Annotated in this window: 18 protein-coding genes and 1 pseudogene; 11 read left to right on the forward strand and 8 right to left on the reverse strand. The window is 56.7% G+C overall.

Features of this window, described 5'->3' with window-relative positions:
• Positions 1–37: 37 nt before the first annotated feature.
• The 3 genes from O8B93_RS25365 to O8B93_RS25375 form a co-directional block, all read right to left on the reverse strand.
• The gene (locus O8B93_RS25365) at positions 38–1,777 is read right to left on the reverse strand and encodes a hydantoinase B/oxoprolinase family protein (RefSeq protein WP_269712603.1); all 1,740 of its coding nucleotides are present in this window, start codon (positions 1,775–1,777) and stop codon (positions 38–40) included.
• Positions 1,778–1,889: 112 nt separating this feature from the next.
• Positions 1,890–3,965, reverse strand: coding sequence for a hydantoinase/oxoprolinase family protein (locus tag O8B93_RS25370; protein WP_309568518.1), 2,076 nt, complete (start codon positions 3,963–3,965; stop codon positions 1,890–1,892).
• A gap of 68 nt (positions 3,966–4,033) precedes the next feature.
• Positions 4,034–5,404 carry an aspartate aminotransferase family protein gene (locus tag O8B93_RS25375; RefSeq protein ID WP_269712606.1) on the reverse strand — a complete coding sequence of 457 codons (1,371 nt, stop codon included), beginning with the start codon at positions 5,402–5,404 and terminating at the stop codon, positions 4,034–4,036.
• Between the two features lie 581 nt (positions 5,405–5,985).
• Here O8B93_RS25375 and O8B93_RS25380 point away from each other — a divergent pair.
• Both O8B93_RS25380 and O8B93_RS25385 read left to right on the forward strand, forming a co-directional pair.
• Complete coding sequence (locus O8B93_RS25380; protein WP_269712608.1) at positions 5,986–7,644, forward strand: GMC family oxidoreductase; 1,659 nt, start codon at positions 5,986–5,988, stop codon at positions 7,642–7,644.
• A gap of 3 nt (positions 7,645–7,647) precedes the next feature.
• Positions 7,648–8,082, forward strand: coding sequence for a hypothetical protein (locus tag O8B93_RS25385; protein WP_269712609.1), 435 nt, complete (start codon positions 7,648–7,650; stop codon positions 8,080–8,082).
• A gap of 170 nt (positions 8,083–8,252) precedes the next feature.
• On the opposite strand, the gene O8B93_RS25390 is transcribed toward O8B93_RS25385, so the two are convergent.
• The 3 genes from O8B93_RS25390 to gloA form a co-directional block, all read right to left on the reverse strand.
• Positions 8,253–9,662: an FAD-binding oxidoreductase gene (locus tag O8B93_RS25390; protein ID WP_269712610.1), complete on the reverse strand. Its 1,410-nt coding sequence runs from the start codon at positions 9,660–9,662 to the stop codon at positions 8,253–8,255.
• 95 nt (positions 9,663–9,757) lie between these two features.
• A complete protein-coding gene (locus O8B93_RS25395; protein WP_269712611.1) occupies positions 9,758–10,711 on the reverse strand; it encodes a C-terminal binding protein in 954 nt (317 codons plus the stop codon).
• A 40-nt stretch (positions 10,712–10,751) separates the two neighbouring features.
• The gene (gene gloA, locus O8B93_RS25400; protein ID WP_269712612.1) at positions 10,752–11,162 is read right to left on the reverse strand and encodes a lactoylglutathione lyase; all 411 of its coding nucleotides are present in this window, start codon (positions 11,160–11,162) and stop codon (positions 10,752–10,754) included.
• A 755-nt stretch (positions 11,163–11,917) separates the two neighbouring features.
• On the opposite strand from gloA, the gene O8B93_RS25405 reads away from it, so the two are divergent.
• Genes O8B93_RS25405 through O8B93_RS25420 form a run of 4 tightly spaced genes read left to right on the forward strand, consistent with a single transcriptional unit; the run spans position 11,918 to position 16,430 of the window.
• Complete coding sequence (locus O8B93_RS25405) at positions 11,918–13,030, forward strand: ABC transporter ATP-binding protein (protein ID WP_269712613.1); 1,113 nt, start codon at positions 11,918–11,920, stop codon at positions 13,028–13,030.
• A gap of 30 nt (positions 13,031–13,060) precedes the next feature.
• On the forward strand, positions 13,061–14,551 hold the full coding sequence (locus O8B93_RS25410; protein ID WP_269712614.1) for an ABC transporter substrate-binding protein: 1,491 nt from the start codon (positions 13,061–13,063) through the stop codon (positions 14,549–14,551).
• Positions 14,548–15,519 (forward strand): carbohydrate ABC transporter permease, encoded by a 972-nt coding sequence (locus tag O8B93_RS25415; protein WP_269712615.1) that lies wholly within the window; start codon positions 14,548–14,550, stop codon positions 15,517–15,519. Before O8B93_RS25410 ends, O8B93_RS25415 begins: the two co-directional genes overlap by 4 nt.
• A 41-nt stretch (positions 15,520–15,560) precedes the next feature.
• The gene (locus O8B93_RS25420; protein ID WP_269712616.1) at positions 15,561–16,430 is read left to right on the forward strand and encodes a carbohydrate ABC transporter permease; all 870 of its coding nucleotides are present in this window, start codon (positions 15,561–15,563) and stop codon (positions 16,428–16,430) included.
• A gap of 135 nt (positions 16,431–16,565) precedes the next feature.
• On the opposite strand, the pseudogene O8B93_RS25425 reads toward O8B93_RS25420, so the two are convergent.
• Positions 16,566–17,208 (reverse strand): annotated as a pseudogene (locus O8B93_RS25425) (beta-galactosidase); the annotation flags it as partial.
• 618 nt (positions 17,209–17,826) lie between these two features.
• Positions 17,827–18,897: a LacI family DNA-binding transcriptional regulator gene (locus tag O8B93_RS25430; protein WP_269712617.1), complete on the reverse strand. Its 1,071-nt coding sequence runs from the start codon at positions 18,895–18,897 to the stop codon at positions 17,827–17,829.
• 222 nt (positions 18,898–19,119) lie between these two features.
• Here O8B93_RS25430 and O8B93_RS25435 point away from each other — a divergent pair, with 222 nt between their 5' ends.
• The 5 genes from O8B93_RS25435 (at position 19,120) to O8B93_RS25455 (ending at position 24,324) form a co-directional block, all read left to right on the forward strand.
• The gene (locus O8B93_RS25435) at positions 19,120–20,073 is read left to right on the forward strand and encodes a sugar phosphate isomerase/epimerase family protein (protein WP_269712619.1); all 954 of its coding nucleotides are present in this window, start codon (positions 19,120–19,122) and stop codon (positions 20,071–20,073) included.
• A 58-nt stretch (positions 20,074–20,131) separates the two neighbouring features.
• A complete protein-coding gene (locus O8B93_RS25440; RefSeq protein ID WP_269712620.1) occupies positions 20,132–21,364 on the forward strand; it encodes an ABC transporter substrate-binding protein in 1,233 nt (410 codons plus the stop codon).
• Positions 21,365–21,462: 98 nt separating this feature from the next.
• A complete protein-coding gene (locus O8B93_RS25445; RefSeq protein WP_269712622.1) occupies positions 21,463–22,350 on the forward strand; it encodes a carbohydrate ABC transporter permease in 888 nt (295 codons plus the stop codon).
• Positions 22,350–23,234 (forward strand): carbohydrate ABC transporter permease, encoded by an 885-nt coding sequence (locus O8B93_RS25450; RefSeq protein WP_269712624.1) that lies wholly within the window; start codon positions 22,350–22,352, stop codon positions 23,232–23,234. The genes O8B93_RS25445 and O8B93_RS25450 overlap by 1 nt, the downstream gene beginning before the upstream one ends.
• 7 nt (positions 23,235–23,241) lie before the next feature.
• On the forward strand, positions 23,242–24,324 hold the full coding sequence (locus O8B93_RS25455) for an ABC transporter ATP-binding protein (RefSeq protein ID WP_269712625.1): 1,083 nt from the start codon (positions 23,242–23,244) through the stop codon (positions 24,322–24,324).
• The last annotated feature ends 24 nt before the right edge of the window (positions 24,325–24,348 follow it).

Raw genomic sequence — 24,348 nt, forward strand, 5'->3', positions numbered from 1 at the left:
ATCGTTAAGTGGGCGTTGATCGTATTGAACCGTGAAATTATGCAGACACCCGACGCCCCTCGGTCGATACAATGGATTTTCCATCGGCGGATATCGCGACACCATAAATGTCGAGTGCCGCCTGTTGGGATACGACGCCATCACGAACGTCCCGCAAGACGGAAAGGGGGTCGCGTTGGTGCGGATGTCCCCAACCGCCGCCGGCCGTAGCCTCGATCACCAAATGGAGCGGCTTGACCTCTTCAACGCCGTAGGGCGGGCAATACAACTCCGCTCCCGTCGCCAGATCGAAGGCCCTGATCGACCCCTTTTCACCCCAATGCCCGCCATTGACGCCAGCGGCTGTCTTTTTGCGAGCGCCTTCTCCCCTGAGAAGATGTTCGCCGCCCGCCAGCACATCGACCACGTAATCGACACCGGTTCCGCCGCGATACTGGCCGGCTCCCCCGGTATCACACCGCATCTCGTAGCGATGCACGCGGATCGGATAGGACTGCTCATAGGTTTCGACATTAGGGATGAACATGCCGCCGAGCGTCATCTGATGGCTTGAAGTTGCAAATCCATCGCGCCCCTTGACCGCACCGCCGCCCGAACTTCCGTGCCAATGGTAGAGAACAAACACATTCCCGTCGGGTTTCTTGCCTGAGGAGATGCCGAACACCGACTTGCCCCAGCCTGCGCAGGCACGCTCGGGATCCGCCTGGGCCAACGCTCCCCAGCATGCATTCATGATGTCGATCGCCGGGAACACAGTATTCATCGTCATAGGTGCGGGAGGCAGGGCGTTCACCACGCTGCCTTCAGGCGCGATAATTTTCACACACCGGTAGGTGCCCTCGTTGTGCGGGATCGCGGGATCAAGGAAAGCCGAGAGCGCGCAATAGACCGCTGAATGCGTGTTGGCGATCCCGCTATTTTTGAAACCTTTGATCTGCGGTGATGTACCCGTGAAATCGAAGGTGATCATGTCTTCGTCGATAGTCATCTTTATACGCGTTTCAATATCGACAAGCTCAAAGCAATCGGTATCGCTGAAGTCCGAGGCATGCCAGACACCGTTCGGCAGCTCGGAGATGGCCTGACGCATTCGCCGCTCGCCATAGTCGAGAAGAGCGTCGAGATAAGCGCGCCCCTTCTTGACGCCAAGTTGGGCGATGACGTCAGCCAGCCGCTGACCGCCGATCCGTGTCGAGCCGATCATCGCGCCGAGATCGCCTTCCAGCAGATCCGGGCAGCGCGAGTTGAGCAGCAACATCCGCCACAGGTCGTCACGCAACTGGCCCCTTTCGATCAACTTGAGGACCGGCAGGCGAATTCCTTCGTGAAAAATCTCGGTCGCCCTGGCATTGTAAGTACCGGCCGCGCCGCCGCCAATATCGGACTGGTGGGCGCGATTGCTACAGAAGCCGAAGAGTTCGCCTTCCACAAAAACGGGACGTATGAGGGTCCAGTCGGGCAGGTGATTGCCTCCGGCCGCATAGGGGTCGCTCAAAATAAAGACATCTTCCGGCTCGATACGCCCGGAGAAATCACGAAGGACGGCCCGCACGGCAAATCCGCCACTGCCGGAATGGATCGGCAGGCCGTCCGCCTGAGCGATCGTCTCACCGTCCGCATTGCTCAGGAAGCATGAAAAGTCATGGCTCTGGCTGAAGATCGGACTGCGCGCTGTCCTGGTCATGATTGTGCCCATCTGCAGGCTGATGTGATCCAGTTGTCGCTGCAGGATTGCAATGAGGACCGGATCGTATTCTGGAGATAAAACAGCGCTCATAGTTCGACCTCGTCAATTCTAGTAAAAACCAATTCACCTTCCGGAGAGTTCAACCGCCGAAACACCAAAGATCCGGTGGTTTTCAAATCGTGGCCAAGGATGCTGTGCTTGTTCATGCGGCCTCGCCCTGCAAAATCTCGACATGATAGTTGCCGGCATCGGTCATCGTCAGCTTGTCGCCGGCACCGAGAATAAGCGTGGTCGTCGCCTCTTCTATGATGGCAGGTCCCACGAGTTTTTGGCGCGGGGTCAGAACCGTACCGTCGTAAACAGGCGTTTCAACGAAACCCAGTTCCTTGTTGATCCAGACCGGCCGGCGCGAAATCGCCAGCGGGTCGGATACGATTGCCGACGCCGTGGCAACTTCCAATGCATTCAGCTTACCGACCGCAGCCAACCGGAGATTGACGACCTCAACTGCACCCGCAGGCTGGACATAACCGAAAAGACGCTGATAGACCTGCTCAAACGCCGACCGTATTGTCACTGCATCCGTCGAGGAGCACTCCACGGGTATGGTCCATTGCTGTCCAAAATAACGCAGGTCATAAGCACGATTCAGAACAGCTTTCTCACCGGTAAAGCCCTCGCGTCCCAGTACATTCGTTGCTTCCGCCTGCAATTCGGCAAAAGCCGCTTCCAATTGGTCCGGTCCCGAGACCTCCATGTTATCCAGCTCTTTGAGCCAGCTGCGGACATAGTCATGGCGCAGGTCGGAATTACACATTCCGAATGCGCAAAACACGCCTGCCAGCCGTGGAATATAAAGACTTGAGCAGCCAAGTAGCCTTGCTGTTGATGGGCCATGCAAGGGGCCTGCTCCGCCGCATGCAACGAGCGTAAACGCCCTTGGATTATAACCCTTCTCGAGTGACGCCTGCTCGACAGCGTGGAGGATATTTTGTTCGACGAGTTGAATAATACCTGCGGCTGCATCCGCGACGCTGAGACCGAGAGGTTTTGCGACATGCGTTTCGATCGCCTCGACCGCTTTTTCCCGGTCCAGGGTGATAACGCCGCCCGCGTAGGGACCCGGCTTTAGCCGTCCAAGCACGAGTTGGGCGTCAGTCACGGTCGGGCGGGTGCCGCCACGACCGTAAGATGCCGGTCCGGGGGTCGAGCCCGCACCTTCAGGACCGGCCTTCAGAAGCCCCGCGCCGTCCACAGAGGCGATCGTGCCTCCGCCTGCGCCGACTGTGTGAATGTCAACGGAGGGAATGTTCAGATGGTAACCATCGACCACGATCTGGTCGGTCATGGAGACCATACCATGTTCCATCAACGTCACATCACAGCTTGTTCCACCGACCTCGATTGACATGAGGTGCTCAGATCCCGTGTCCTGACCGAAGAACTTCAAAGAGCCGACGCCCGCCGCCGGACCCGACAGAACCAGGCTGGCAGGCGCGTGTCCGATCTCGTCGATCGAAATCGCTCCTCCGTTCGACTGGATCATCAACAGCTTGCGCTTCAGCCCTAGCGACGACAGTCGCTGGGAAAGGCTCTCGAGATATGGCACGACGCGGCGCGCGACATAGGCATTGACGACGGTCGTCGACGTCCGTTCATACTCGCCGATGGTCGGGGCGATTTCCGATGAGGCGGTGACCCACACATGCGGAAGAAGCTTCTTCAGTTCAGCCTTGGCCGCTCTTTCATGGGCCGGATTCGCGTAGGAATGCAAAAAGCAGATCGCAATCGCCTCGACACTCTCTTCCTCGAAAATACGTGCGGCGGCGGCGATTGAATTGGGATCGAAAGGAACTCTGACTGTACCGTCCTGCTCCAGTCGTTCGGTGACGGGGAGGCGCAGATAACGGGGCACCAGGACTTCCGGAAACGGCTTTCGGTGATCCCAGACAAACTCCCGCATGGAGCGCCTGATTTCCAGCGAATCACGAAAGCCTTCGGTAACCAGAAGACCGACCTTTGCACCCTTCTTTTCAAGCAGCGTGTTTGTGGCAATGGTCGAGCCATGAACAAACAATTCGGTATTGGAAAGGAAGGTTTCGACGTCGATCGCCAAAGCGCCGGCCGCCAGTCGGATCGCCGAAAGCACACCCTCCGTAGGGTCGGAAGGAACCGAAGGAGCCTTAAACGCACGCACGGCCCCTCTGGAGTCAACCATGACAAGGTCGGTAAAGGTACCGCCGATATCAACTCCGACGCGGTAGGGTGCAATTAACATCGGCTGTCCACTCATCATTGCTTCACCATATCTAGTATCTTCTGTCACAGGCTACTGAGCCCCCGGCCTCAAACGGCCGAGCCCCGGTGTGTGTCAAACTCTCGCTCGACGACGCGCACCAGCTTATCCGCGATCGAAAAGACTTCGACCTCGGTCATCGGGCTGGAAAGCGACCCGGAGCAGTTGGGCGTGAGGAGGACGTTTTCATCCAACATGGCCAACTGGACCCGACGGATGCGCTTTGCAGCCTCCGCAGTCGGAAAAGCACTACGATAGCCGGTGACCTTCCCCGCTCCGATATGAAGCCGAAACAGCGACCCCATCCCGGTGACCGTTGCAGCCACGCCAGCGTCCGCAAGCCCACTGGTAATTCGCGCGCGCAGGACATCGCCAAGTTTGTTGAGCCGATCCACCACTGGCCGAGAGTAATGCTCCAGCGAGGTCAGGCCTGCAGCCATGCTGAGTGGGTTGGCGCTAAACGTGCCTCCCATCGACACTTTCGGCTTGCCGGCGGAATGATCGAAGACCGACATGCATTCAGCGCGCCCAGAGACGGCTCCGATCGGCAATCCGCCGCCAATGATCTTGGCCGTCGTGATCAGATCTGGTTCGAGACCGAAAAGAGGGGAAGCGCCTTCATAGGAAAGACGGAAGCTGATCACTTCGTCGGCAATGAGGATGATGCCGTCACGGGCACAAGCCTGCTGGATGACGACAGTTGTCTCTCTCGACATCGGCACTGCCCCGGCACGCGAAGCATTTGGATCGACGATCACTGCAGCCAGCGTGCCACCTTCGCGTCGAAGAATGTCGGCGCAACGCTGGGGATCATCATAGGGGAGAACCACCACCTCTTGAAGAACAGAAGCCGGTGTGCCGGCATTGCAACGTATGGATGCAGGATCACCATTCTCGTCGTTCCAATTGGAAGGCGTAGGATCGAGGCTCACCTCCATCCAGTCATACGCACCGTGATAGCAGCCCTCGAACTTGGCAATCCGGTATCGACCGGTCAGGCCTCGCGCACCCTTAATTGCGGCCAGGACAGCCTCGGTTCCCGAATTGCAGAAACGGGTCTGCTCCATCCGCGGACTTCTGGCGGCCAGCGCTTCGGCCAGAAGGATTTCACTCTCGGTCGGCATTCCGAATGCCGTGCCTCTGGTCATCGCATTGCGGACCGCATCTAGAACCGGGCCATATGCGTGGCCATGGATGAGCGAGAAAAAGTTATTGGCGCAATCAAGAAGTCGCCGCCCGTCGATATCGATGACCCAGCATCCTTCACCACGCGCAGCATAGGGCGGATGCGGTTGGAGCCACGACGCCGCCCGCATAGATCCTCCCGGGACCACTTTTCGCTCTCGCTCATAGGCGGCCTCGGAGCGCTCACCGATGGTTGAAACTGCGTTACCGCTGTTGTGCTCTGGACCCGATTTCATTGAATACTCCATCCGCTCTTTAATAGGCGACAGTAGACACATGATCCTAAATGATGTCAACAGGATCATGTGATCCAAGCCTGTTTTTCTAGCTTGTGAAAAAGCTCTCGCCTCAGTCCGCAGTCGCATATGGCGGAGAAAGGCGTGCACAAGAATATGCGAAAACATATCGCCATGAGACAACCAACTCGTGGCTTGCCTCGACTTCCGGGCACTCCCATGAATTCCGACAAATTCCGAATTGAACTCAGAAAACGGGTGAATCTTGGCGTTGGATCAGTTGATCCACTTGACATACATCTGGATCATGATGTTGATTGCCCAGGATAGAGAGCATGGGTGTATCGGCGCTCATGAAAATAGAAACACTTCTCGGAAAGATTATTTGACTTGGAACCGGGGCCGCCAGTCCGTGAAGAAAATCGTAAACCACATGCCGGTGACTTTGCTGCTCCCTGATATGCTGCGGACTTGCGCTACGTGTCCAAACCGACCGCTTTGAGGGAACTGCGGCTAGGCGATATTCCGATTGTGAAGCCGCGCCGAAGACACAATTCGAATGCTTTTGAGGAGGCCGTTAGATGACTCATATGGACCAAAAGACCGTTTATGACGTTGTGATTGTGGGAGCCGGTCCGTCTGGAGCGGTCGCCGCAAAACGCTTGGCGGAAGAGGGAATGTCGGTTATCTGTCTGGAACAGGGTGCCTACCCTGACTACACGAAGCTTCGGCATTCGGGTCTAGAGTTCGAACTGACCAAATCTCAGCATTTTTCATCAAACCCCAACAGAAGAAAGTCTTCCTCCGACTACCCGATCAATGTTGCGGATTCGGACGTCGAACCGCTGATGTGGAATGGAGTTGGCGGGAGCTCGATCGTCTATACAGCCGCTTGGCATAGGCTGAAACCGAGCGACTTTCGAGTACGGACAGTGGATGGCGTCGCGGACGACTGGCCATTGAGCTATGCCGACCTGGAACCATTTTATGCAAGAGTCGAGAATGATTTTGCAGTTTCCGGCGTTGGAGGCGACCCGGCGTATCCGCCCGGTTTTGATATCCCGCTACCGCCCTTCCCCATGGGAAAGATGGAGAAAAAGTTTGCCGGCGCACATGACCGTCTTGGATGGCACTGGTGGCCCGGTAGCAATTCGATAGCAACGGTGAGGCACAATGGGCTCTTGCCCTGCGTTCGTCGCGGCGCCTGCGCTTGGGGTTGCTTTGACGGCGCCAAGGCCTCCGTCGATCGTACACATTGGCCCGCATGCATCAAACTTGGTGTGAAACTTGTGCAGAACGCGCGCGTTATGCGTGTGGAAACCGGAGCCGACGGTCTCGCTACGGGCGTTACCTACGTAGACCAGGAAACAGGCAATACACATTTTCAGCCAGGCCGGACTGTCATCGTTTCGGCCAATGGCATAGGCACGCCCAGACTACTTTTGAACTCGGCTTCGAGCGACCACCCGAACGGGTTGGCAAATTCCTCCGGCCTGGTAGGCAAACGATTGATGATGCACCCCTACAGGACCGTAACGGGGCTTTTCGACGATTTTTTCGAAAATTGGCAGGGACCTTATGGCCAACGGGCCTACTCGCTGGAATTTGCCGAGACCCGCAAGGATACGAATTTCATCCGAGGAGCAAAATGGCAGCTCATGGGAATGGGCGGCCCTCTGGCATCGGTGGGAAGTTGGCCATGGGGCAGCAACGATGATGTCTGGGGCGAAAATTTCCATGCAACCGTGCACAAGCGGTTTGGGCGCTCAGCCTACTGGGGGATCATGGCGGAGGATCTGCCAGATGAGAAAAATATGGTTACTCTCGATCCCGATTTGGCTGACGCCCATGGGATGCCCGCCGCGAAGGTCAGGTATAAGGCATCGCAAAACACAACGGATCTCCTGAACTACAACCTGGCGCGCGCATCGGATTCCATGAAGGAAGCGGGTGCGTATGAAGTGGCGGAAACGCCGCTGATGCGAGAGACCGGCTGGCACATACTCGGAACGGTGCGAATGGGCGGCGATCCACGCACATCGGTTGTCGATTCGTTTGGGCGTTCGCATGACGTGCCAAACCTCTTCGTCATGGACGGCAGCGTCATGCCGACGTCGGGTGCGGTCAACCCAACCGGTACTGTGACCGCGCTGGCGCTGCGAAACGCCGAATCCATTATTGAAAACCGACGCTCTCAGCCAGTCAGCCGGGCTGCCGAAGCGCAAAAGGTGGGATTTTAAGCCGTGACGACTATCAGTGATGACTTTCACACGAGGATTACATGGGTCGCCGACGCCCTTATCCCCTCAGACGCAAATTTTGACATGCCTTCCGCCATGGAAGCCGGCATGCTGGATCGCCTGCTGCCCCGCGCCCTGAAGGAGCGCGACGATATGGCGCCGGCATTTTTCAAGGCGCTGTCCCGGCTCCCTGACGTGCGGCCGAACAATCCACTGGACACAATCCGCTCTCTCGGCGCCGACGATTTCTATGTCATTTCGTTCTTGATTGCCGGCGCTTTTTTCCTGGACGACGCTGTTGTCCGAAAGTTGCGGTATCCGGGACAGGAAGCCTTGTACGAGACGCCGGACTACGACGAGATCATGGAGACGGTCGAACGGATCCAATCAAGAGGAGCCGTCTTTCTGGATGTCCGGGAAAAATCAGCACCCGCCTAAATCTGAAAAACAGAAATCTTGTCACGTCACTGCGCGAAACGTCCACTCCACTTTGATCGACTTGTGGTTGGATCCGTTCGCCGGAACTTCTCTTTCGTCGAGAGCATGCCTTCCGACAGCCGTGGAGGCCGGGGCGGCTACATCGTCAAATTCCAGCCATGTGTATGGTGTTAGGGGATTACTTTGTTGGGGTTCAGCAGCCCGTGCGGATCGATCGCTGTCTTTATCCGTTTCATCAAGTCGATTTTCCCTTCGGCGCCATAGAGCCGCAATAGATCCAGCTTGACGCGCCCTATCCCATATTCAGCGCTGAACGTTCCTCCCATTTCAAACGCCAACTTGTAGATTTCCGGAGAGATATTCAGTTCCACGTAGCGTTTGAAACCTTCCTTGTCATGTCCTTCAGGGGAGAGAATATTGAAATGGACGTTGCCGTCACCGACATGGCCGTAGACCGAGAGAATAGCATCGCTCCGATGACTGCGAACCAGTTGGCACGCCGATTCAATGAAGGTGGCAAGGCGGGATGTTCGCACCGCAATATCATGTTTGACCGATCCGCCGTGGTGAACCTCGGCTTCGGGTATAGTCTCGCGCAGATGCCAAAGGTCTGCCCGTTGCTGTTTGCTCGCGGCAATTGTGCCATCGCTGATCAATCCGGATTCGAACAGCCCGGCAAGAAGCACATCCATACATTCTCCCAGGTTCAATGCAGGAGAGGAAGTCGCGGCCTCCAGAAGGATGTAATGCGCGCTTTCCTCCCCAAGCGGATTCCTGAGATGGCCTTTGGCGCTGAGGAGTAGATTTAATGACGTGCTGGAAATATACTCGAATGACGTAATCGCCTCTCCGCTTTGTATCTGGGCCGCATCGAGGATGGTAACAAGCGAGGCAATGTCGCGCACAGCCAGAAAAGCGGTAATCGTCTGGCTGGGTTTCCTTGCCAGCTTGAGGGAAACGCCGGTGATAACCCCAAGCGTTCCTTCAGCCCCGACGAAAAGCTGCTTCACGTCATAGCCTGAATTATTCTTCCGAAGCGGGTTTAGCTCGCTAAACAGCGATCCGTCTGGCAATACGGCTTCAAGCCCGAGCACCAGATCGCGTGCCATCCCGTATCGGACGACGTTGGTTCCGCCGGCATTGGTCGAGAGATTGCCGCCGATGCGGCATGACTGTTGTGAGCCCAAAGCGAGGGGCAGCAATAGGCCCACATCATCGGCGGCCCGCTGCAAATCGCTGAGTATGATGCCTGCATCCGCGGTGACGGAGAGATTTCCGGGGTCCAGATCGCGGAGCCTATTCATTCTTTCCAGACTGATGAGCAATTCCTGCCCATCGGCGTTCGGCGTTGCTGCGGCGCAATAGCTGGTATTCCCCCCCTGGGGTACAAGACCAACCTTATGCTTCGCGCATGCCCGGATAATCGCCTGAACTTCCGCAGTATTGCGTGGACGCAACAAGGCGGTTGTCGCTCCGAAATACTGTCGGCGAAAATCCGTGACGTAGGACGATACGATATCCTGGTCTTTCGTTACCACCTCGGCAGGCAGATCCAAAAGCACGCTGTCGATTTGTTGCATCGGCAATGTTCCGTTTATCGACGCCTGACCCGCATCCGTTTTTCAGCACCCAAGTCGGCGACAATCACAAATGCAGTTCTCAAACACCGAGAGCGTTACCGCGTCACCAGATCGGGAAGGGCTTCTCCCTGAAGCGCCCGCCGCGCCCTTTCCACGGCCTGTTCTTGCAACGCATCCAGTGACGTGGTCGAACGCCAGGCAACATGAGGGGTAAAGACCGTATTCGGCGCAGCGCGTAACGGATGGCCAACCGGCAAAGGTTCCTGGGCAAACGTATCGAGGCCTGCGCCGGCAATACGTCCTGCACGAAGAGCAATGGCGAGCGCCTCCTCGTCGATCAGGCCACCGCGCGAAACGTTTATGATCACCCCATTGCGACGCATGCGCTCCAATACCTCAGCCGAGATAAGGTGGCGGGTATCTGCGGTGAGCGGCAGATGAAGTGAGATGACGTCCGACTCTTCCAACACCTGCTTCAGGGTCGCGACAGGGACATCTGAAAAGATTGACACTGGGTCAAAGGCATGGACCTTCGCGCCGATAGCAGCCCACCATCTGGCGACCAGCTTCCCGATGCGACCCATTCCAACTATGCCAACCTGGAGGTTCGACAGTTTAGGTGTATCCAGACCAATCATTCCCGCCCACTCGCCCGCGCTGATGGCAGCCTGACCTTGCGGGATTCGCCGCACCAGGCTTAATCCCATCGCAAAAGCATGTGACGCGACTTCCTCGGACGCCGTGTCGGGAACAATGGTCACGGGAACGCCGACGTTATTTGCAGCCGCAACATCGATGTTGTCGTAGCCGACGCCGTAACGCACCACGGCCTTGCAGCGCCGCAACATGCCAAATTCTTTCGCCGTCATCTTGGCGTAGGGTGTGACCATGACCACTTCCGCATCGGCCATGCGACTGCTGAAAGATTCCTGATCCTCGGCAACCACCATCTCTCGACCGAAGCGTTCAGCGAGCGCACGTTCTCTGTTTACATTCGGGAAGCGGTGGGGAGCGACGAGGATAATCCCCGTCTCATTTGCCATAGTCATCTTGCCAGTTCTCCGCATTTGATAAGAATTTGATGGGGCTTCAGTTCGTCGTGTCGAGATCGATCAGTTCGATCTTGTATCCATCGGGATCGTCGACGAAGGCAATCACGGTCGTCCCATGCTTCATGGGTCCTGCAGGTCGGGGAATCCGGGCGCCGTTCGCCGCCAACTCATCACAGATGCCGTAGATATTCCGGACACCGAGTGCGACGTGCCCGTAGCCGGTCCCAAGCTCATAAGCAGTTTCTTGATCCCAGTTGTGGGTGAGTTCGATCACCGCGTGGGACTCTTCCGGACCATAACCGACGAAGGCGAGTGTAAACCTGCCTTCAGGATAATCTAACTTGCGCAACAAGCGCATTCCCAAAAGCCGCGTATAAAAATCAATTGATTTATCAAGGTCTTTTACACGCACCATTGTGTGCATTACCCGAAATTTAGCTTCGCTCATCAATATTGTCCTCTCTATTACTTATCCCGCAAGCCATGCCCGACAGCTACCTCGGACTCGCCAGCATCGGGCGCGTCCAGCACCCCATTGGCAAACCTCGCAGCGCGGATGGGCGGTCAGCCGTTTTTCAGGCATCCGACTGGGTCGGTCCCAAGTCAGCGTCATTCGCGGCATACGGCTCTGCCAACCGGAAAAGTGGCTCCGAATAAAATGCATTACGAAGCATTGGCGAAACCACACTGCACCCGAATGCACGTTTCCCTTGCTTTCAAACCAGTGAACACTATGATCCTATGATGTGTCAATAGGATCAAGTGATCCTGAGCATGTTTCTTCCGCTCGGGACGAAGGCGGGGGGAACGCGTCTCCGCTTATTGCCAAAATCCCGCTTCCTTTCCGGACCGGGTTGAGAAAAAAGCCTTCGACGAAATTTGCTGGATTGACGTCAGCACGGGCAAGCCAGCGACAAGTATGCATGCAGTTACACCCTCTTGCGTGAACGCCAACGTTGCCCCTCTCAATTTAAGGGCACGCAGACGAGCGACAAATAAATTGATTGGATCACATGATCCCATTGACACAATATCGGATCATAGTGTTCACTGCCTTCAACAAAAAAAGGGGATCAAGGGCGAGAGAAGCTAAGTCTCGCGCCCGGAGCGATTAGCGGCGCACGCTTGCGCAAGCGCTCCGGTGCACATTGCCCTCTAGGTCATTCAGTTTCAGCAGTCGATTGACCCTGTGAAGGAGAGCTTATGACTTCAGTCACTTTCGCAAATGTCTGGAAGCAATTTGGTACGCACACCGCTATCGAAAACCTCAACCTCGAAATCAAAGATGGCGAGTTCATGGTGTTCGTCGGCCCTTCCGGATGCGGAAAGACCACAACTCTTCGAATGCTTGCGGGTTTGGAAACCCCGACATACGGCAAAATCATGCTTGGGAATGAAGATGTAACGCTGACGCCGCCTGGTCGACGCAACATCTCAATGGTGTTTCAAAGTTACGCGCTTTACCCGCATATGACGGTCCGCCAGAATCTTGCGTTTGGGCCCGAGATTCGTGGTGATAAGAAATCTGACGTCGCGGCTGGAATTGACAGGGTAGCAAGTCTTGTTGGGCTCGATACGTTGCTGAACCGCTTTCCAAGCGAACTCTCCGGTGGGCAGCGGCAGAGAGTAGCCCTGGCGCGTTCGATGATCCGTCGTCCCCGGATATTCCTTCTCGATGAACCTCTGTCAAATCTGGACGCAAGCTTGCGCACTCATATGCGCACAGAGATTGTCGAGCTACAGCGGCAACTGGGTGTGACGGCCGTTTACGTCACACATGATCAGGTTGAAGCAATGACCATGGGGCACCGGATCGCCGTATTTGATCATGGCCACATTCTACAGGTTGCAACGCCAGCGGAACTTTATCGTGCACCGGCCAACAAGGTCGTCGGCATGTTCATCGGCTCACCGCGCATGAACATCCTCCCGGCTCATGTTTCCCTCGCAGGCGAGACCGTCAACATCCGTTGTTTCGGCACGAATTTTTCAATGGAGGGCTGTCATTTTCCGAAGGACCGGCTGTCAGGCAAGATCGAATTGGGTATTCGGCCGGATGAGATCCAATGGATAAAGGATGCACCTTCAAGGTGTACCGAGAAAATAACGGGCATTGTTACATCGCTCGAAACGACCGGGTCGGACACTTTTGTCTTGGTCGATGTCGAGGGAACAGAAGTGAATTCCAAATTTCCGAGCTTTGCTCCTGTGAAGCGCGGAGACTCGGTCGATTTGGTCTTTGATCCCGCAGATCTGCATCTTTTCGATTCAGAAACCGGGAAAAGCATAAAATTCAGGTCAAACAATAAAAATTAGTGGAACAACTCAAAAACGGGAGAAATACACATGCAAGCGCGAAATATTTACACCCTGATGCGCATCAACTCGGACAAAAAATCTGGCATCAACCGCCATCAATCCCCCACATCACCACAAATCGATTCTGGAATAATAAAAAATATTAGGTCCAAGCTTCCTATATTCCATCGATACTACCTGGCCGCACTTATGGCCACCACTGCTTTCTCCATATTACCTTTGGACTTTGCACAGGCTGCAAATGTAAAGGTTGCATTCGCACTCAACTGGACGTTCGCCGATCCCAAGCTAGCCGAAAAATGGTTTGGAGCGATCAAAACACAGTTTGAGGCGAAACATCCGGGTGACACGATGGAACTCGTCCCCGTGCCCGGCACCTACGATGATTTCATCACCAAACTCAGCCTTCTCTACAACTCGGCGGACACAAAGCCGGATATTGTCCAATATTTCGATATTAACGTCGGCCAATTCGCAGCCAGTGAGCTTCTCGCCCCGCTCGATGACAGGGTCGCCGATGCATCCTGGTGGAAGGAGGTTCCTGATGCCGTGAAAGAATCTGGTAAGTTCGATGGCAAAGTCTATTCGGTAGCACAGGGCATCAACACCTATGGCATGCTTTTTGATCGTACTCTGACCAGCAAGGCAGGCCTTCCTGCGGATTGGTCCCCGAAAAGCTGGAACGACATTCTTGACGCCGCACGGGCGATCAAGAAAACGTCTCCGGACGCCTCGCCCCTCTACGTCGTGACAGGAACAGCCCAGGGCACATTTGGCGTGGTCGCAGGCCCCGGCCTGCTTCTCTCCGCATCGAGCACACCGACCATCTACAACACCCAAACGAAAAAATGGGTCGTCGATAGCAAGGGCATCCGAGAAGTTCTCAACTTCTACAAGACCGCGGCGACAGAAGGTCTCCTTGCGCCAACATCACAAATGATGGATGCCAACGGCGCCAACAACCCAGCCCAGGCAATGCATGACCACAAGTTCGGCATTTCCTTTGCTGGAAACTGGATCCCGATGTTCTGGGGCAAGAACGTATGCGCTCCTTGCTGGGACGATAAGGAAGAGACGATCGGCTTTGCCGAAGTTCCGACATCTGAAGGACAGGCACCAGGAACCGGAAGTAGTTTCAACGGGGTCGTCTTGTCCATGTCCAAGAACCCTTCGGATCCCGACCTCGCCTGGTCAGCCATCGAAATCATGCAGGAAAAGCAGAACATGCAGGATATCGCCGCTTGGGTGGCGGTTGTGCCAGCCGTAGAGTCTTTGAAGTCCGACGATTCCTATCTCTCGCTGAGCCGATCACCCTTCCAGAAGGCATTTGCTGATTTGAGCGCGACCTCCAGGGGAATGCCGTCCCAGGCGGAGTTTCCGATTTGGGGCAATGCGTTTCAGCAGGCAACCCAGGCGATGGTGCTGAAGCCCGCGACGACGATCGATGAGGGTGTAAAGATCTTGCGATCCTATATGGCGAACCAGGTGGGAGAGGAAAACCTGGAGACCATGCCTTGAATTCGAAGTACTCACATAGAACCGACGAGGGGCCAGTTCGTTCGACTGGCCCCGAGGACGCAGGTTCGATCGCTTCCCGGCCGGAGAATAGCCCGCGTCTGGACGAGCCGCGTGTGAACGCCATAAGCTTCGTTCTGCTCTCCCCGGCGGCGTTGCTTCTTGCCACGCTTTTTCTTGGGCCCGTCCTCTATGCAGTCTATCTCGGCTTCACCAATCTCCAACTGATAGGGGTCAACGCCGTCAATTACCGGTTCACCGGACTACGCAATATCATATTCATGTTGAACGACATGATCTTCTACAAATCACTCTGGCTTACCGTGATTTTCGTCGTTGGGTCGGGTGCAATTGCGACCACATTGCTCGGATTGGTCTTGGCCTTGGCAATACAGAAATGCTCGGCCCCGATAAGATGGATAACAAGCGCCGCCGCCATCCTTGCCTGGACGCTGCCGCCAACCACCATCGCTTTTTTGTGGATGGCAACGAGTGCTCAATCGGGTCTCATCTCTATCCTCGCCGGCAATCAGCGCCTTGATCTTCTATACCAGCACGCCATGTTCGTAGTTTCGACTGCAAACGCCTGGTCGTTGGCCGGGCTGGCTATGACCATGTTTTCCGCAGCTCTTCGCAATATACCTGGCGACCTGATGGAGGCCGCCCAGTTGGAGGGTTCCACTTCCGTTCAGTCATTGCGGCGAATAACCCTGCCGATGCTTAAACCAACAATCGTAACATGCGCACTGCTCATGATGCTGATGACGTTTGGCAACTTCACGCTGATATATCTGATGACGGGCGGAGGTCCGAATAACGAAACGAATATTCTTCCCGTCTATACCTATCAACAGGGATTTAAGTTTCACAACCTGGGTTATGCCGCTCTATTGGGCAATGTGATGGTACTTCTATCCGCTGGACTCGGCGGGATGTTCGTTTGGGCGACAAAAGCTCGCCGTCCGCAATAATTAAGAATTTCGCCTCAGGCTCACTATAGAAGGTTAATGCGATGCGGGATATTTCTGCCGTTCCAGCTTTACGCTCACCCCTTGGGCAGAAAGCAAACAGACTGAACAAATATACGTCAGAGTGGGTTGTCGCAAATTCGACAGCCATCTTTCTGACGGCTTTTTTCGCGCTGCCGATGTTGTGGATGGTGCTTGCCTCCGTTGATCACGGCGCAACAAATCAGCTAAGGTCTCCCGATCTTACCGCCGAGCACTACCTGGTTGCAATCCAGGCGAGCAACCTTGCCGCGCTCGGCAATAGCCTCCTTATTTCAACGGTCGCAACGGTTGTTGGAACAGTTGCAGCATTCACTGCCGCCTACGTTTTCTCAAAACACAACATTCCTTTCAAGAATCCCCTCTTGTTGACCATCCTGTTCCTTTCTGGTGTTCCAATCTCGATATTGATTGTTCCCGTTTATAAAATGTTCTCGACGCTGGGGTGGCTGTCAATCATTCCGACGGGAGTTCTGCTCGGTGTGACCGCTATTCCGTTCCAGATCTACCAGCTAAAAAACTTCATCGACGCCGTACCGGTCGAACTCGAGGAGGCCGCGGCACTCGAACAGGCCAGCACGTTTCAGATATTGACCCGTGTTATTCTGCCGCTGACACGACCCGGTCTCGCTTCTTCCGCGATTTTTGGCTTCGTGAACGCCTGGGGGAATTTCCTAATGCCGGTTGTTTTAATCAACCGCCTGGCGCATCAGCCCGCCCCTGTTCAGCTGTTCGGATTCATGGGATCGAACTCGATCAACTACGGTGGAATAGCCGCCTATTCGATTGTTTACTCGCTCCCGGTGATCCTCCTGTTTCTCGGAATGTCTCGTCAATTCAAAGCAGGTTTCTCACTTGGCGGCGCGGTAAAATAGCCTGCAGCCACTTCTATCGTCATCAATACATAAACTACCCAAATCCCCCTTTCCTCGTGGGCGACCTTGAGACCAGCCTGATCAACGACGGCTTCACACTATCCCTCGGGTGTACCGTCGCGCTTAGGACACGCGGAAGTCAGAGGCCTGCTCCGGCACAATGAAGTTGCCGGAATAGGCCCGGCAAACGTCGAGATGCAGCGCCTGCGTGGCTGGGTACCCGCCAGTACGGCGCATTTCATCGTAAAGCATAGGGTAGACGTCGAAGCCAAGGAAATCGAGATCCTGACCTAACTGGCCACGAAAGTCGATATCCTCCAACCGCCCGAGATTATGGAAGATAAACCACTCGGGATTTACCCCACACAGGATTTCCACCTGGTCGTGCTGAAACGCTGCCGTCGCGTGGGCGAGGATGAGCTTGTCGATCGTCTCGTATCGGCCGCGCAGAAAGCGTCGGAATTCGCGCTCGCTCGCTTCGGAATAAGATGTGGAGGTCGTGTTCAGCTCGTTATCGGTCTACCAACCGATGAAGTTCGGGTTGCCTCCATAGTGGGCCGGCTGTGCATACGGTAGACGGCGCTGTTGGTATCGGCATGCTGACGTGAACCGTGCGAGGCGGTTCGGCCACGTTCATCGACGCGCAGCACTTCCGGGTAGGTGGCGTTGCGGTCGGCATGCAGAAGATGGTCTTCACGCCTTCGGCTGCGAGCATCCCGATCGCGCGATCGAACAACAAAAAACCAGCGGATGAAACCGAAGTAGGCGACCGCAACATCCCATTTCGGCTTCCAGTGAAAAGCTGCGCTTTTGGTGCGGATCACGTCGCCTGCGTCCGGACGATGTCAGATCGACCTGCATATCAAGGTGGCGACAGCGCCCGTTTATCCCGAAAGTCTATGAACATTGCCCACAGTCCGGATGTTCGTCGTTCAATACACCAGTAAATCCTACCGTGGCGTTGGGCGGCGGCTCGTGGCTTTAACGGCAACCAGCATTCTTGGAATGCCCGTCCGACCTCAGACTTTTCTAGACAATGTCAAATCGCTTCAGCATTTGCCTGAGCGTAGAACTCTGCGCATGTAAAGCTATCGGGCCAAGGAGCCCTCGAGGTGCCTGTTTTCGGCGCTTTGGAACTGACGATGCAAGCCACCGCCGACCAGCAATCAGAACTGACTACCCGCGAACTTTTGAAAGACTGGCGCGACGTCGGCTCGTTTCCCCGGGCAAGCGCTAACAGCACTTGCCCGGGCTTTGACCCATGACAGCACGGCTGAACATTTGATGAAGCATCCTCTGGCAGAGGCCACCACGAGACGAACCGATCCATCGCCCTTAAACTCGGCAGCTACGCCTGCAGTTTTTCCCAAGGTTGTACGACCAGCCTGCGCCATCTTCAACTCTTCGAAGCGGCTATGCTCTTACGGAGGATAAGCCTGCTGCGAATGACAATGCGCATTGGCGACGAGTTTTGCGTCTGATCAATGGCCGCAAGCAGGAGATCTACCGCCGTGCGCCCCATCTCTTCCACCGGCTGTTTGATCGTCGAAAGTGGAGGGGAGCAGAATTCGCAGACGGGAGAGCCGTCGAAGGAGACGATGGAGAGGTCGTCAGGTATCGCAAGACCCGCGTGTTGAACCCGGCTCATGAAGGAGATCGCCATATCGTCGCTTGTCGCGATCACGGCTGTCGGCCTGACCGAAAGCTTCATGAAGTCCTCGAACGCGCGAATACCGATTTCGAAGCCGTGCTGGTATTCGAGATCACCGCCGGATATTGAAACGGCCTCCTCGGCAAGCCCCTCCTCCTTCAATGCCTCAACAACTCCGCCGTAACGCTCGACATCATGGTAGTTGCCCTCTGGACCAGCAATATAAAGGAACCGCCGGTGGCCCAGGCCGATCAGTTTCGTCGTCGCGTCACGTATCGCCTCACGGTCATTTGTCACGACACTCGGCAATCCGACTTCACTCATGTCGAACAGCATGGAGACGATCGGCAGCCCAGCGCCCGCGGGAGAGCGCCCGTCGACCTCGGGAAGTTTCGACGAGAAGATGATGGCACCCTGAACCGTTCCGCCGAAGGCAAGATTAAGGATATGTCGCTCGGAGGCTTCTTCGCGATCGAGATTGGCGATCATCAGATTGTATCCTGCCTGGATCAGGGCTTTGTTGATGCTCTGCAGGACCTGCGGTATGATTTGCGATGCGCCGTAGTAAGGCGATCCAGGCAAGATGATCATGATCGTATTGGACTTGCCGACCCTAAGGCCACGCGCCATCGCATTCGGCGTGTAGCCGAGTTGCCTCGCGGCCACCTCGATCTTGGCGCGCGTCTTTTCATTTACTCTGCCCGGATTGGCAAGCGCTCGGCTGACGGTCGAGATGGCAACACCGGCAAGCCGCGCGACGTCGGCCATCAATGCGCTTGACTGCTCCTCTACGGCCACATCTTTGTTTTTATTCACGTTTATTTCATTCTCCCGGACGCTTCGAATTGCAACTCTATGGCATCCGGTGATTTATAGCAAACGTTTGCCAAAAATCGCTTGCTTAAAAAACCAGCTTGATTATCATCTAGGCATGGCAAACGATTGCCATTTCTTGATGCTTTGAAAATTCATGATTTATTGGATGCGGAACCGCTCTTCCGCACGCAGGTAAGTCATGCCTTTAGAAATGGATGGATTATGGCTACCAGCGACAGGCTCCGCTTCGGCGTCGATCTCGTGACGTTCTTCGATCCAGGCTTCTGGGGGGTCGAGAGCCATGACGCGATCATCGACTATGCGCGCACCGCACCCCGTGCCTTCTGGGACAAGATTCTCGACAGCGTCCAGGCGTCCGGCGTCACCGGCGTCGAGCTGACCTTTTCTCCGTTCAATTGGCAGGATGCCATCGAGACCTATGATTCCGTCGACGCCTTTGCGGCCGAGCTGGCAAGACGCGGCCTGACTCTCTGCAGCGGTTTCTTTGCGGAACTGGAAGCGGCGGGCGACTTCACCGAGCCTGAGGCCCAGCGCGCACTGATTGACAAGGCGGAGCGCTATGCCGATTTCCTGAAAGCCTGCGGCAGCGACATCATGGTGATCGGCGCGCCGCTTCGCCAGACGCTCGGCGCCCAGCCGGTGCAGTTTTACGATTTCGACCGCGCCAAGGTGATCGCCGATTTCCTGAACCGGCTAGGCGCGACCCTCTATGTTAAGGGCGTACGGCTGGCGCTGCACACCGAAGCGCATTCGATCTTTGCCGCAGCGCGCGATGTCGACCTGATGATGCTTCTAACCGATCCGGCCTATGTGCATATGTGCCCGGATACGGCCCATATCATCGTTGCCGGCTCCGATCCCGTCCAGCTTGTCGATCGCCACCATGAGCGGATGATCATCGCCCACTGGAAGGACGCGATCGGTCCCATGCCCGCCGAGACCCTGATCGACAGGCATATCCACGAACGCCACCAGCCCTATTTCTGCGGCTTAGGCCTTGGGCGCGTCGACTGGCCTGCCTGGATCCGGCTGCTGCGCGACCGTGCTTATGAAGGCTGGGCGATCCTCGAACTCGATGCCGCGCCGGATCCCGTCCGCGACATCGCCAATGGCCTGACGCTCGTCCGGCAGGCACTCCTGCCGATCTATCGCTGACAATTCTTCCCAAGACAATGAACGCCCCAAAAAGAGGGCATTTTCAAGAGGCGGAACAATGAAGACCATGATGAAGCTTTTTCTTACCGGTGTGGCATTCGCCGGTCTCTTCGCTTCGGCACGCGCTGAGGACAAGCCGACAATCGAGATCATGTCGTCCTGGACGTCGGGCGGCGAAGCGGCAGCCCTCAACGTCATCAAGACCGAATTCGAAAAGCGAGGCGGTGTCTGGAAGGATTCCTCGATTGCCGGCTTCGGCGCCGCCGACGCCGCCTTCCAGAACCGAGTCGTCGCCGGTGATCCGCCAAGCGCCAAACAGGGCGTCATCGGTCTTGCGGCCACAGATTTCATCAACCAGGGCCTGTTCAATCCGATCGACGGCGTCGCTGATGTCGGCAAATGGGGCAACGTCCTGCCGAAATCGGTCCATGACCTCATCTCTTATGACGGCAAGGTCTATCTCGCGCCGACCGGCGCCCATGGCGAAAGCTGGGTCTTTTATTCCAAGGAAGCCTTCGGGAAGGCCGGCATCGCCGAGGAGCCCAAGACCTGGGACGAGTTCTTCGCCGACTTAGACAAATTGAAGGCTGCAGGCATCGTTCCGGTTGCTTGGGGCGGCCAGCCCTGGCAGCAGACCAAGGTCTTCAACATGATCCTACTCTCGCAGGTCGGAATCGACGGCTTCCTGAATATCTATGTCGGCAAGGACAAGAGCCAGGCCTCCACTAACGGCGTGAAGAAGACCTTCGAAATTCTCGGCAAGCTGCGCGGCTACGTCGATGCGGGTGCCGCCGGCCGCAACTGGAACGACGCGACGGCCATGCTGATCACCGCCAAGGCCGGCGTGCAGTTCATGGGTGACTGGGCGAAGGGCGAATTCACCGTCGCCGGCAAGGAGCCGGGCAAGGACTATGGCTGCATGATCGTGCCGGAATCCAAAGGCATGGTCTACATCGCCGATTCCCTCTGGTTCCCGAAGACCGGCAATGCAGCGACCGACAAAGCGCAGAAACTTCTCGCCGAAGTCGTCATGGATCAGCAGGTGCAGGTCGATTTCGCCTTGAAGAAGGGTTCGGTTCCGATGCGCATAGACGTCGACAAGTCGAAGCTGGATGTCTGCGCGCAGAAGGGTGTCGAACTGATGGCTGCAGGTGCGATTGTCCCGGATCAGGCGATCGTGCTTACTCCCCAGCAGGTCGGTGCGCTCGACGATTTCATCGATGAATACTGGAGCGGTGGTTCGAATGATGCGGCCTCTGCGGCCGAGAGTTTCTTCGCCGTCTTCGAGTAGAGCAGCGCCTGCGGCGTCGGCTTGATCCGACGCCGCATTGCCGACCGCGATGCGCGGCGGCGCATGCCCCCGCTTTTCATCCGTCAACGAGTTGGTCGATGCCCATCAAACGCAAACCCAATCTTTCCGCCACGATCGCCCTGCTGCCGACTTGGTTCGTCGCGCTCATGGTCTTCGTCGGCACCATGGTCTGGTCGATCCGCCTGTCCTTCACCAACTCGACGCTCTTTCCGTCTTCAACCTATGTCGGCTTTGCCCAGTATTCTAAGCTGTTTGCTTCCGCCAAGTGGCTTGCATCGCTGCAAAACGTGTTGATCTTCGGCGTGCTCTACGTCGCGGGCTGCCTTTTGCTTGGCTTCCTGCTGGCCGCGGCGCTGGACCGGAAAATCCGCTTTGAAAGCGCCTTCAGAACCATATTTCTTTATCCCTACGCCATGTCATTCGTGGTAACCGGGCTGATCTGGCAATGGATGCTCAATCCGACGCTCGGTATCCAGGCGAGCGTGCGGTCGCTCGGCTGGGAGAGTTTTGTCCTCGACTGGGTGGTCAATCGTGACATGGCGATCTATGCGCTGGTGCTTGCCGGCGTATGGCAGGGCGCTGGGCTGGTGATGGTCATTGCGCTCGCCGGCATGCGCGGTATCGAAGGCGAGCAATGGAAGGCGGCGCGGATAGACGGCATTCCCGTCTGGCGGATCTATGTCTCGATCGTTCTACCGCAGCTCGGGCCGGCGCTGGCGGCAGCCGGCATGCTGCTCGCCATGGGGGTGATAAAGACATACGACATCGTCGTCGCCATGACTAATGGCGGCCCCGGCAATGCGACGGAGGTGCCAGCGAAATTCATCATGGATAATTTGTTTGGTCGCCAGAACCTCGGCCTCGCCACCGCCGGCGCGACGGTGCTTGTCCTCGGTGTGATCATCGCAGTAGCACCGTTTCGCTACGTCATGCACATGCGCTACAGAGCGAAGGGAGCCGCGTGATGGCCGGTCCTCATCCAAACGGCCCGAAGCCGGCACAGATCACTGCCGGGCGCATCGGCCTCTATGCCTTCCTGGTCGTTGCCGCACTTTTCTTTCTTCTGCCGTTTTACACCATGGTCGTCACCTCGCTGAAGTCGATGGAGGAAATCCGGCTCGGGCAGATATTCGCCTTGCCGGCGGCGCTCGATTTTTCCGCCTGGACGACCGCCTGGTCGGGCGCATGCATGGGGACCGTCTGTGTCGGCATTCGCAGCGGCTTCTGGAATTCGGTGGCGATCACCCTTCCCGCGGTGACGCTCTCGGTCTTTATCGGCGCCGTCAACGGCTACGCGCTGTCGCTCTGGCGGCCGCGCGGGGCAAATCTGCTCTTCGGCCTGCTGATGGCCGGCGGCCTCATCCCCTACCAGATCTTCCTCTATCCGATGGTCCGGGTGATGGCGAATATCGACCTATACAATTCGCTTGCCGGCATCATTTTCGTGCATGTCATCTTCGGCCTGCCGCTGGTGACGCTGCTCTTCCGCAATTATTTCGTCAGCGTGCCGGAGGAGCTCTGCAAGGCGGCTCGCGTCGACGGCGCCGGCTTCTGGCGCATCTTTTTCGAGATCATGCTGCCGATCGCCGTACCGATGGTGGCCGTGGTCTCTATGCTTCAGTTCACCGGCATCTGGAACGATTTCCTGCTTGGTCTTGTTTTTGCCGGGCGTGACAACCTGCCTATGACCGTGCAACTCAACAATATCGTCAACACCACGATGGGCGAGCGGACCTACAACGTCAACATGGCGGCGACAATCCTGACCGCGATCATTCCGCTCGCCATCTATTTCCTGTCCGGCCGCTGGTTCGTGCGCGGTATCGCGGCTGGCGCAGTAAAGGGGTAATGCTTCCATGCAATCTGCCGTCTCCGTCAAGGATCTGAAGATCGCCTATGGCGACCATACAGTGATCGAGAAGCTGTCGATCGATATCGCTCCCCGAGAATTCCTGGTCCTGCTCGGTCCTTCCGGCTGCGGCAAGTCAACTCTTTTGAGCGCCATTGCCGGCCTTCAGGACATCACCTCGGGCGAGGTGTGGATCTCAGGCAAGAACGTCAGCTGGGAGGAGCCGAAGGACCGCGGCATCGGCATGGTCTTTCAGTCCTACGCGCTCTATCCACGCATGTCGGTCCGCAAGAACCTGTCCTTTGGCCTTCGCGTCGCCGGTCTGCCGAAACCCGAGATCGAGGCCCGCGTCGGCCGCACGGCCGCGCTACTCCATCTCGACGCGCTGCTCGACAGGCGCCCTGCCGAGTTGTCCGGCGGTCAGCGCCAGCGCGTCGCCATCGGCCGGGCGCTGGTGCGCGAAGTCGATGTTTTCCTTTTCGACGAACCGCTGTCGAACCTCGATGCCAAGCTGCGCAACGAATTGCGCGTCGAGATAAAGAAGCTGCATCAGCGCCTCGGCAACACCATGATCTACGTGACCCATGATCAGGTCGAGGCGCTGACGCTTGCCGATCGTATCGCCATCATGCGCGATGGCGTGATCCAGCAGCTCGCTTCGCCGGCCGAGATCTATCACCGTCCAGCCAATCTCTTCGTTGCCGGTTTCATCGGCGCGCCGGCAATGAATTTCATCGAGGGCATGATCGAGTGCGCCGCCGCCTCGCCGGTCTTCCTGAGCAAGGGGCTCGCCGTCGATCTCTCCGGCTATTCCTTTAGCGCAGGCGCGGCGGAAGGACCGGCAACGCTCGGCTTTCGCCCTGAGCATCTTGTACCCGATGGGGCGGCAAGCAGCCTGCCCATCATTCCCGGCCGTGTTTCCGTCGTCGAGCCGATGGGTTCGGACGCCGTCGTTTGGTTTGACTGGGCGGATCAAAGTCTCTCGCTAAGACTGATGGGCGACGTCATCCTGCAGCCGAGCGACGCCGTGGCTCCTGGGCTCGATATCGCCAAGGCGTCGCTCTTCGGCGCTGACGGATCGCGGCTGTGATGCCTCGTCCCTTTGTTTTCCCGC

It is taken from the genome of Martinezella rhizogenes (assembly GCF_027460065.1).
Lineage (GTDB): Bacteria > Pseudomonadota > Alphaproteobacteria > Rhizobiales > Rhizobiaceae > Agrobacterium > Agrobacterium rhizogenes_C.

Bases quoted from the DNA above. Each gene is read 5' to 3' on its own strand.
- O8B93_RS25410 (WP_269712614.1), top strand. From the start codon at position 13,061: ATGCAAGCGCGAAATATTTACACCCTGATGCGCATCAACTCGGACAAA.
- O8B93_RS25445 (WP_269712622.1), top strand. From the start codon at position 21,463: ATGCCCATCAAACGCAAACCCAATCTTTCCGCCACGATCGCCCTGCTG.
- O8B93_RS25380 (WP_269712608.1), top strand. From the start codon at position 5,986: ATGACTCATATGGACCAAAAGACCGTTTATGACGTTGTGATTGTGGGA.
- gloA (WP_269712612.1), bottom strand. From the start codon at position 11,162: ATGAGCGAAGCTAAATTTCGGGTAATGCACACAATGGTGCGTGTAAAA.
- O8B93_RS25365 (WP_269712603.1), bottom strand. From the start codon at position 1,777: ATGAGCGCTGTTTTATCTCCAGAATACGATCCGGTCCTCATTGCAATC.
- O8B93_RS25390 (WP_269712610.1), bottom strand. From the start codon at position 9,662: ATGCAACAAATCGACAGCGTGCTTTTGGATCTGCCTGCCGAGGTGGTA.
- O8B93_RS25455 (WP_269712625.1), top strand. From the start codon at position 23,242: ATGCAATCTGCCGTCTCCGTCAAGGATCTGAAGATCGCCTATGGCGAC.
- O8B93_RS25440 (WP_269712620.1), top strand. From the start codon at position 20,132: ATGAAGACCATGATGAAGCTTTTTCTTACCGGTGTGGCATTCGCCGGT.
- O8B93_RS25370 (WP_309568518.1), bottom strand. From the start codon at position 3,965: ATGTTAATTGCACCCTACCGCGTCGGAGTTGATATCGGCGGTACCTTT.
- O8B93_RS25450 (WP_269712624.1), top strand. From the start codon at position 22,350: ATGGCCGGTCCTCATCCAAACGGCCCGAAGCCGGCACAGATCACTGCC.
- O8B93_RS25395 (WP_269712611.1), bottom strand. From the start codon at position 10,711: ATGACTATGGCAAATGAGACGGGGATTATCCTCGTCGCTCCCCACCGC.
- O8B93_RS25435 (WP_269712619.1), top strand. From the start codon at position 19,120: ATGGCTACCAGCGACAGGCTCCGCTTCGGCGTCGATCTCGTGACGTTC.
- O8B93_RS25420 (WP_269712616.1), top strand. From the start codon at position 15,561: ATGCGGGATATTTCTGCCGTTCCAGCTTTACGCTCACCCCTTGGGCAG.
- O8B93_RS25375 (WP_269712606.1), bottom strand. From the start codon at position 5,404: ATGAAATCGGGTCCAGAGCACAACAGCGGTAACGCAGTTTCAACCATC.
- O8B93_RS25405 (WP_269712613.1), top strand. From the start codon at position 11,918: ATGACTTCAGTCACTTTCGCAAATGTCTGGAAGCAATTTGGTACGCAC.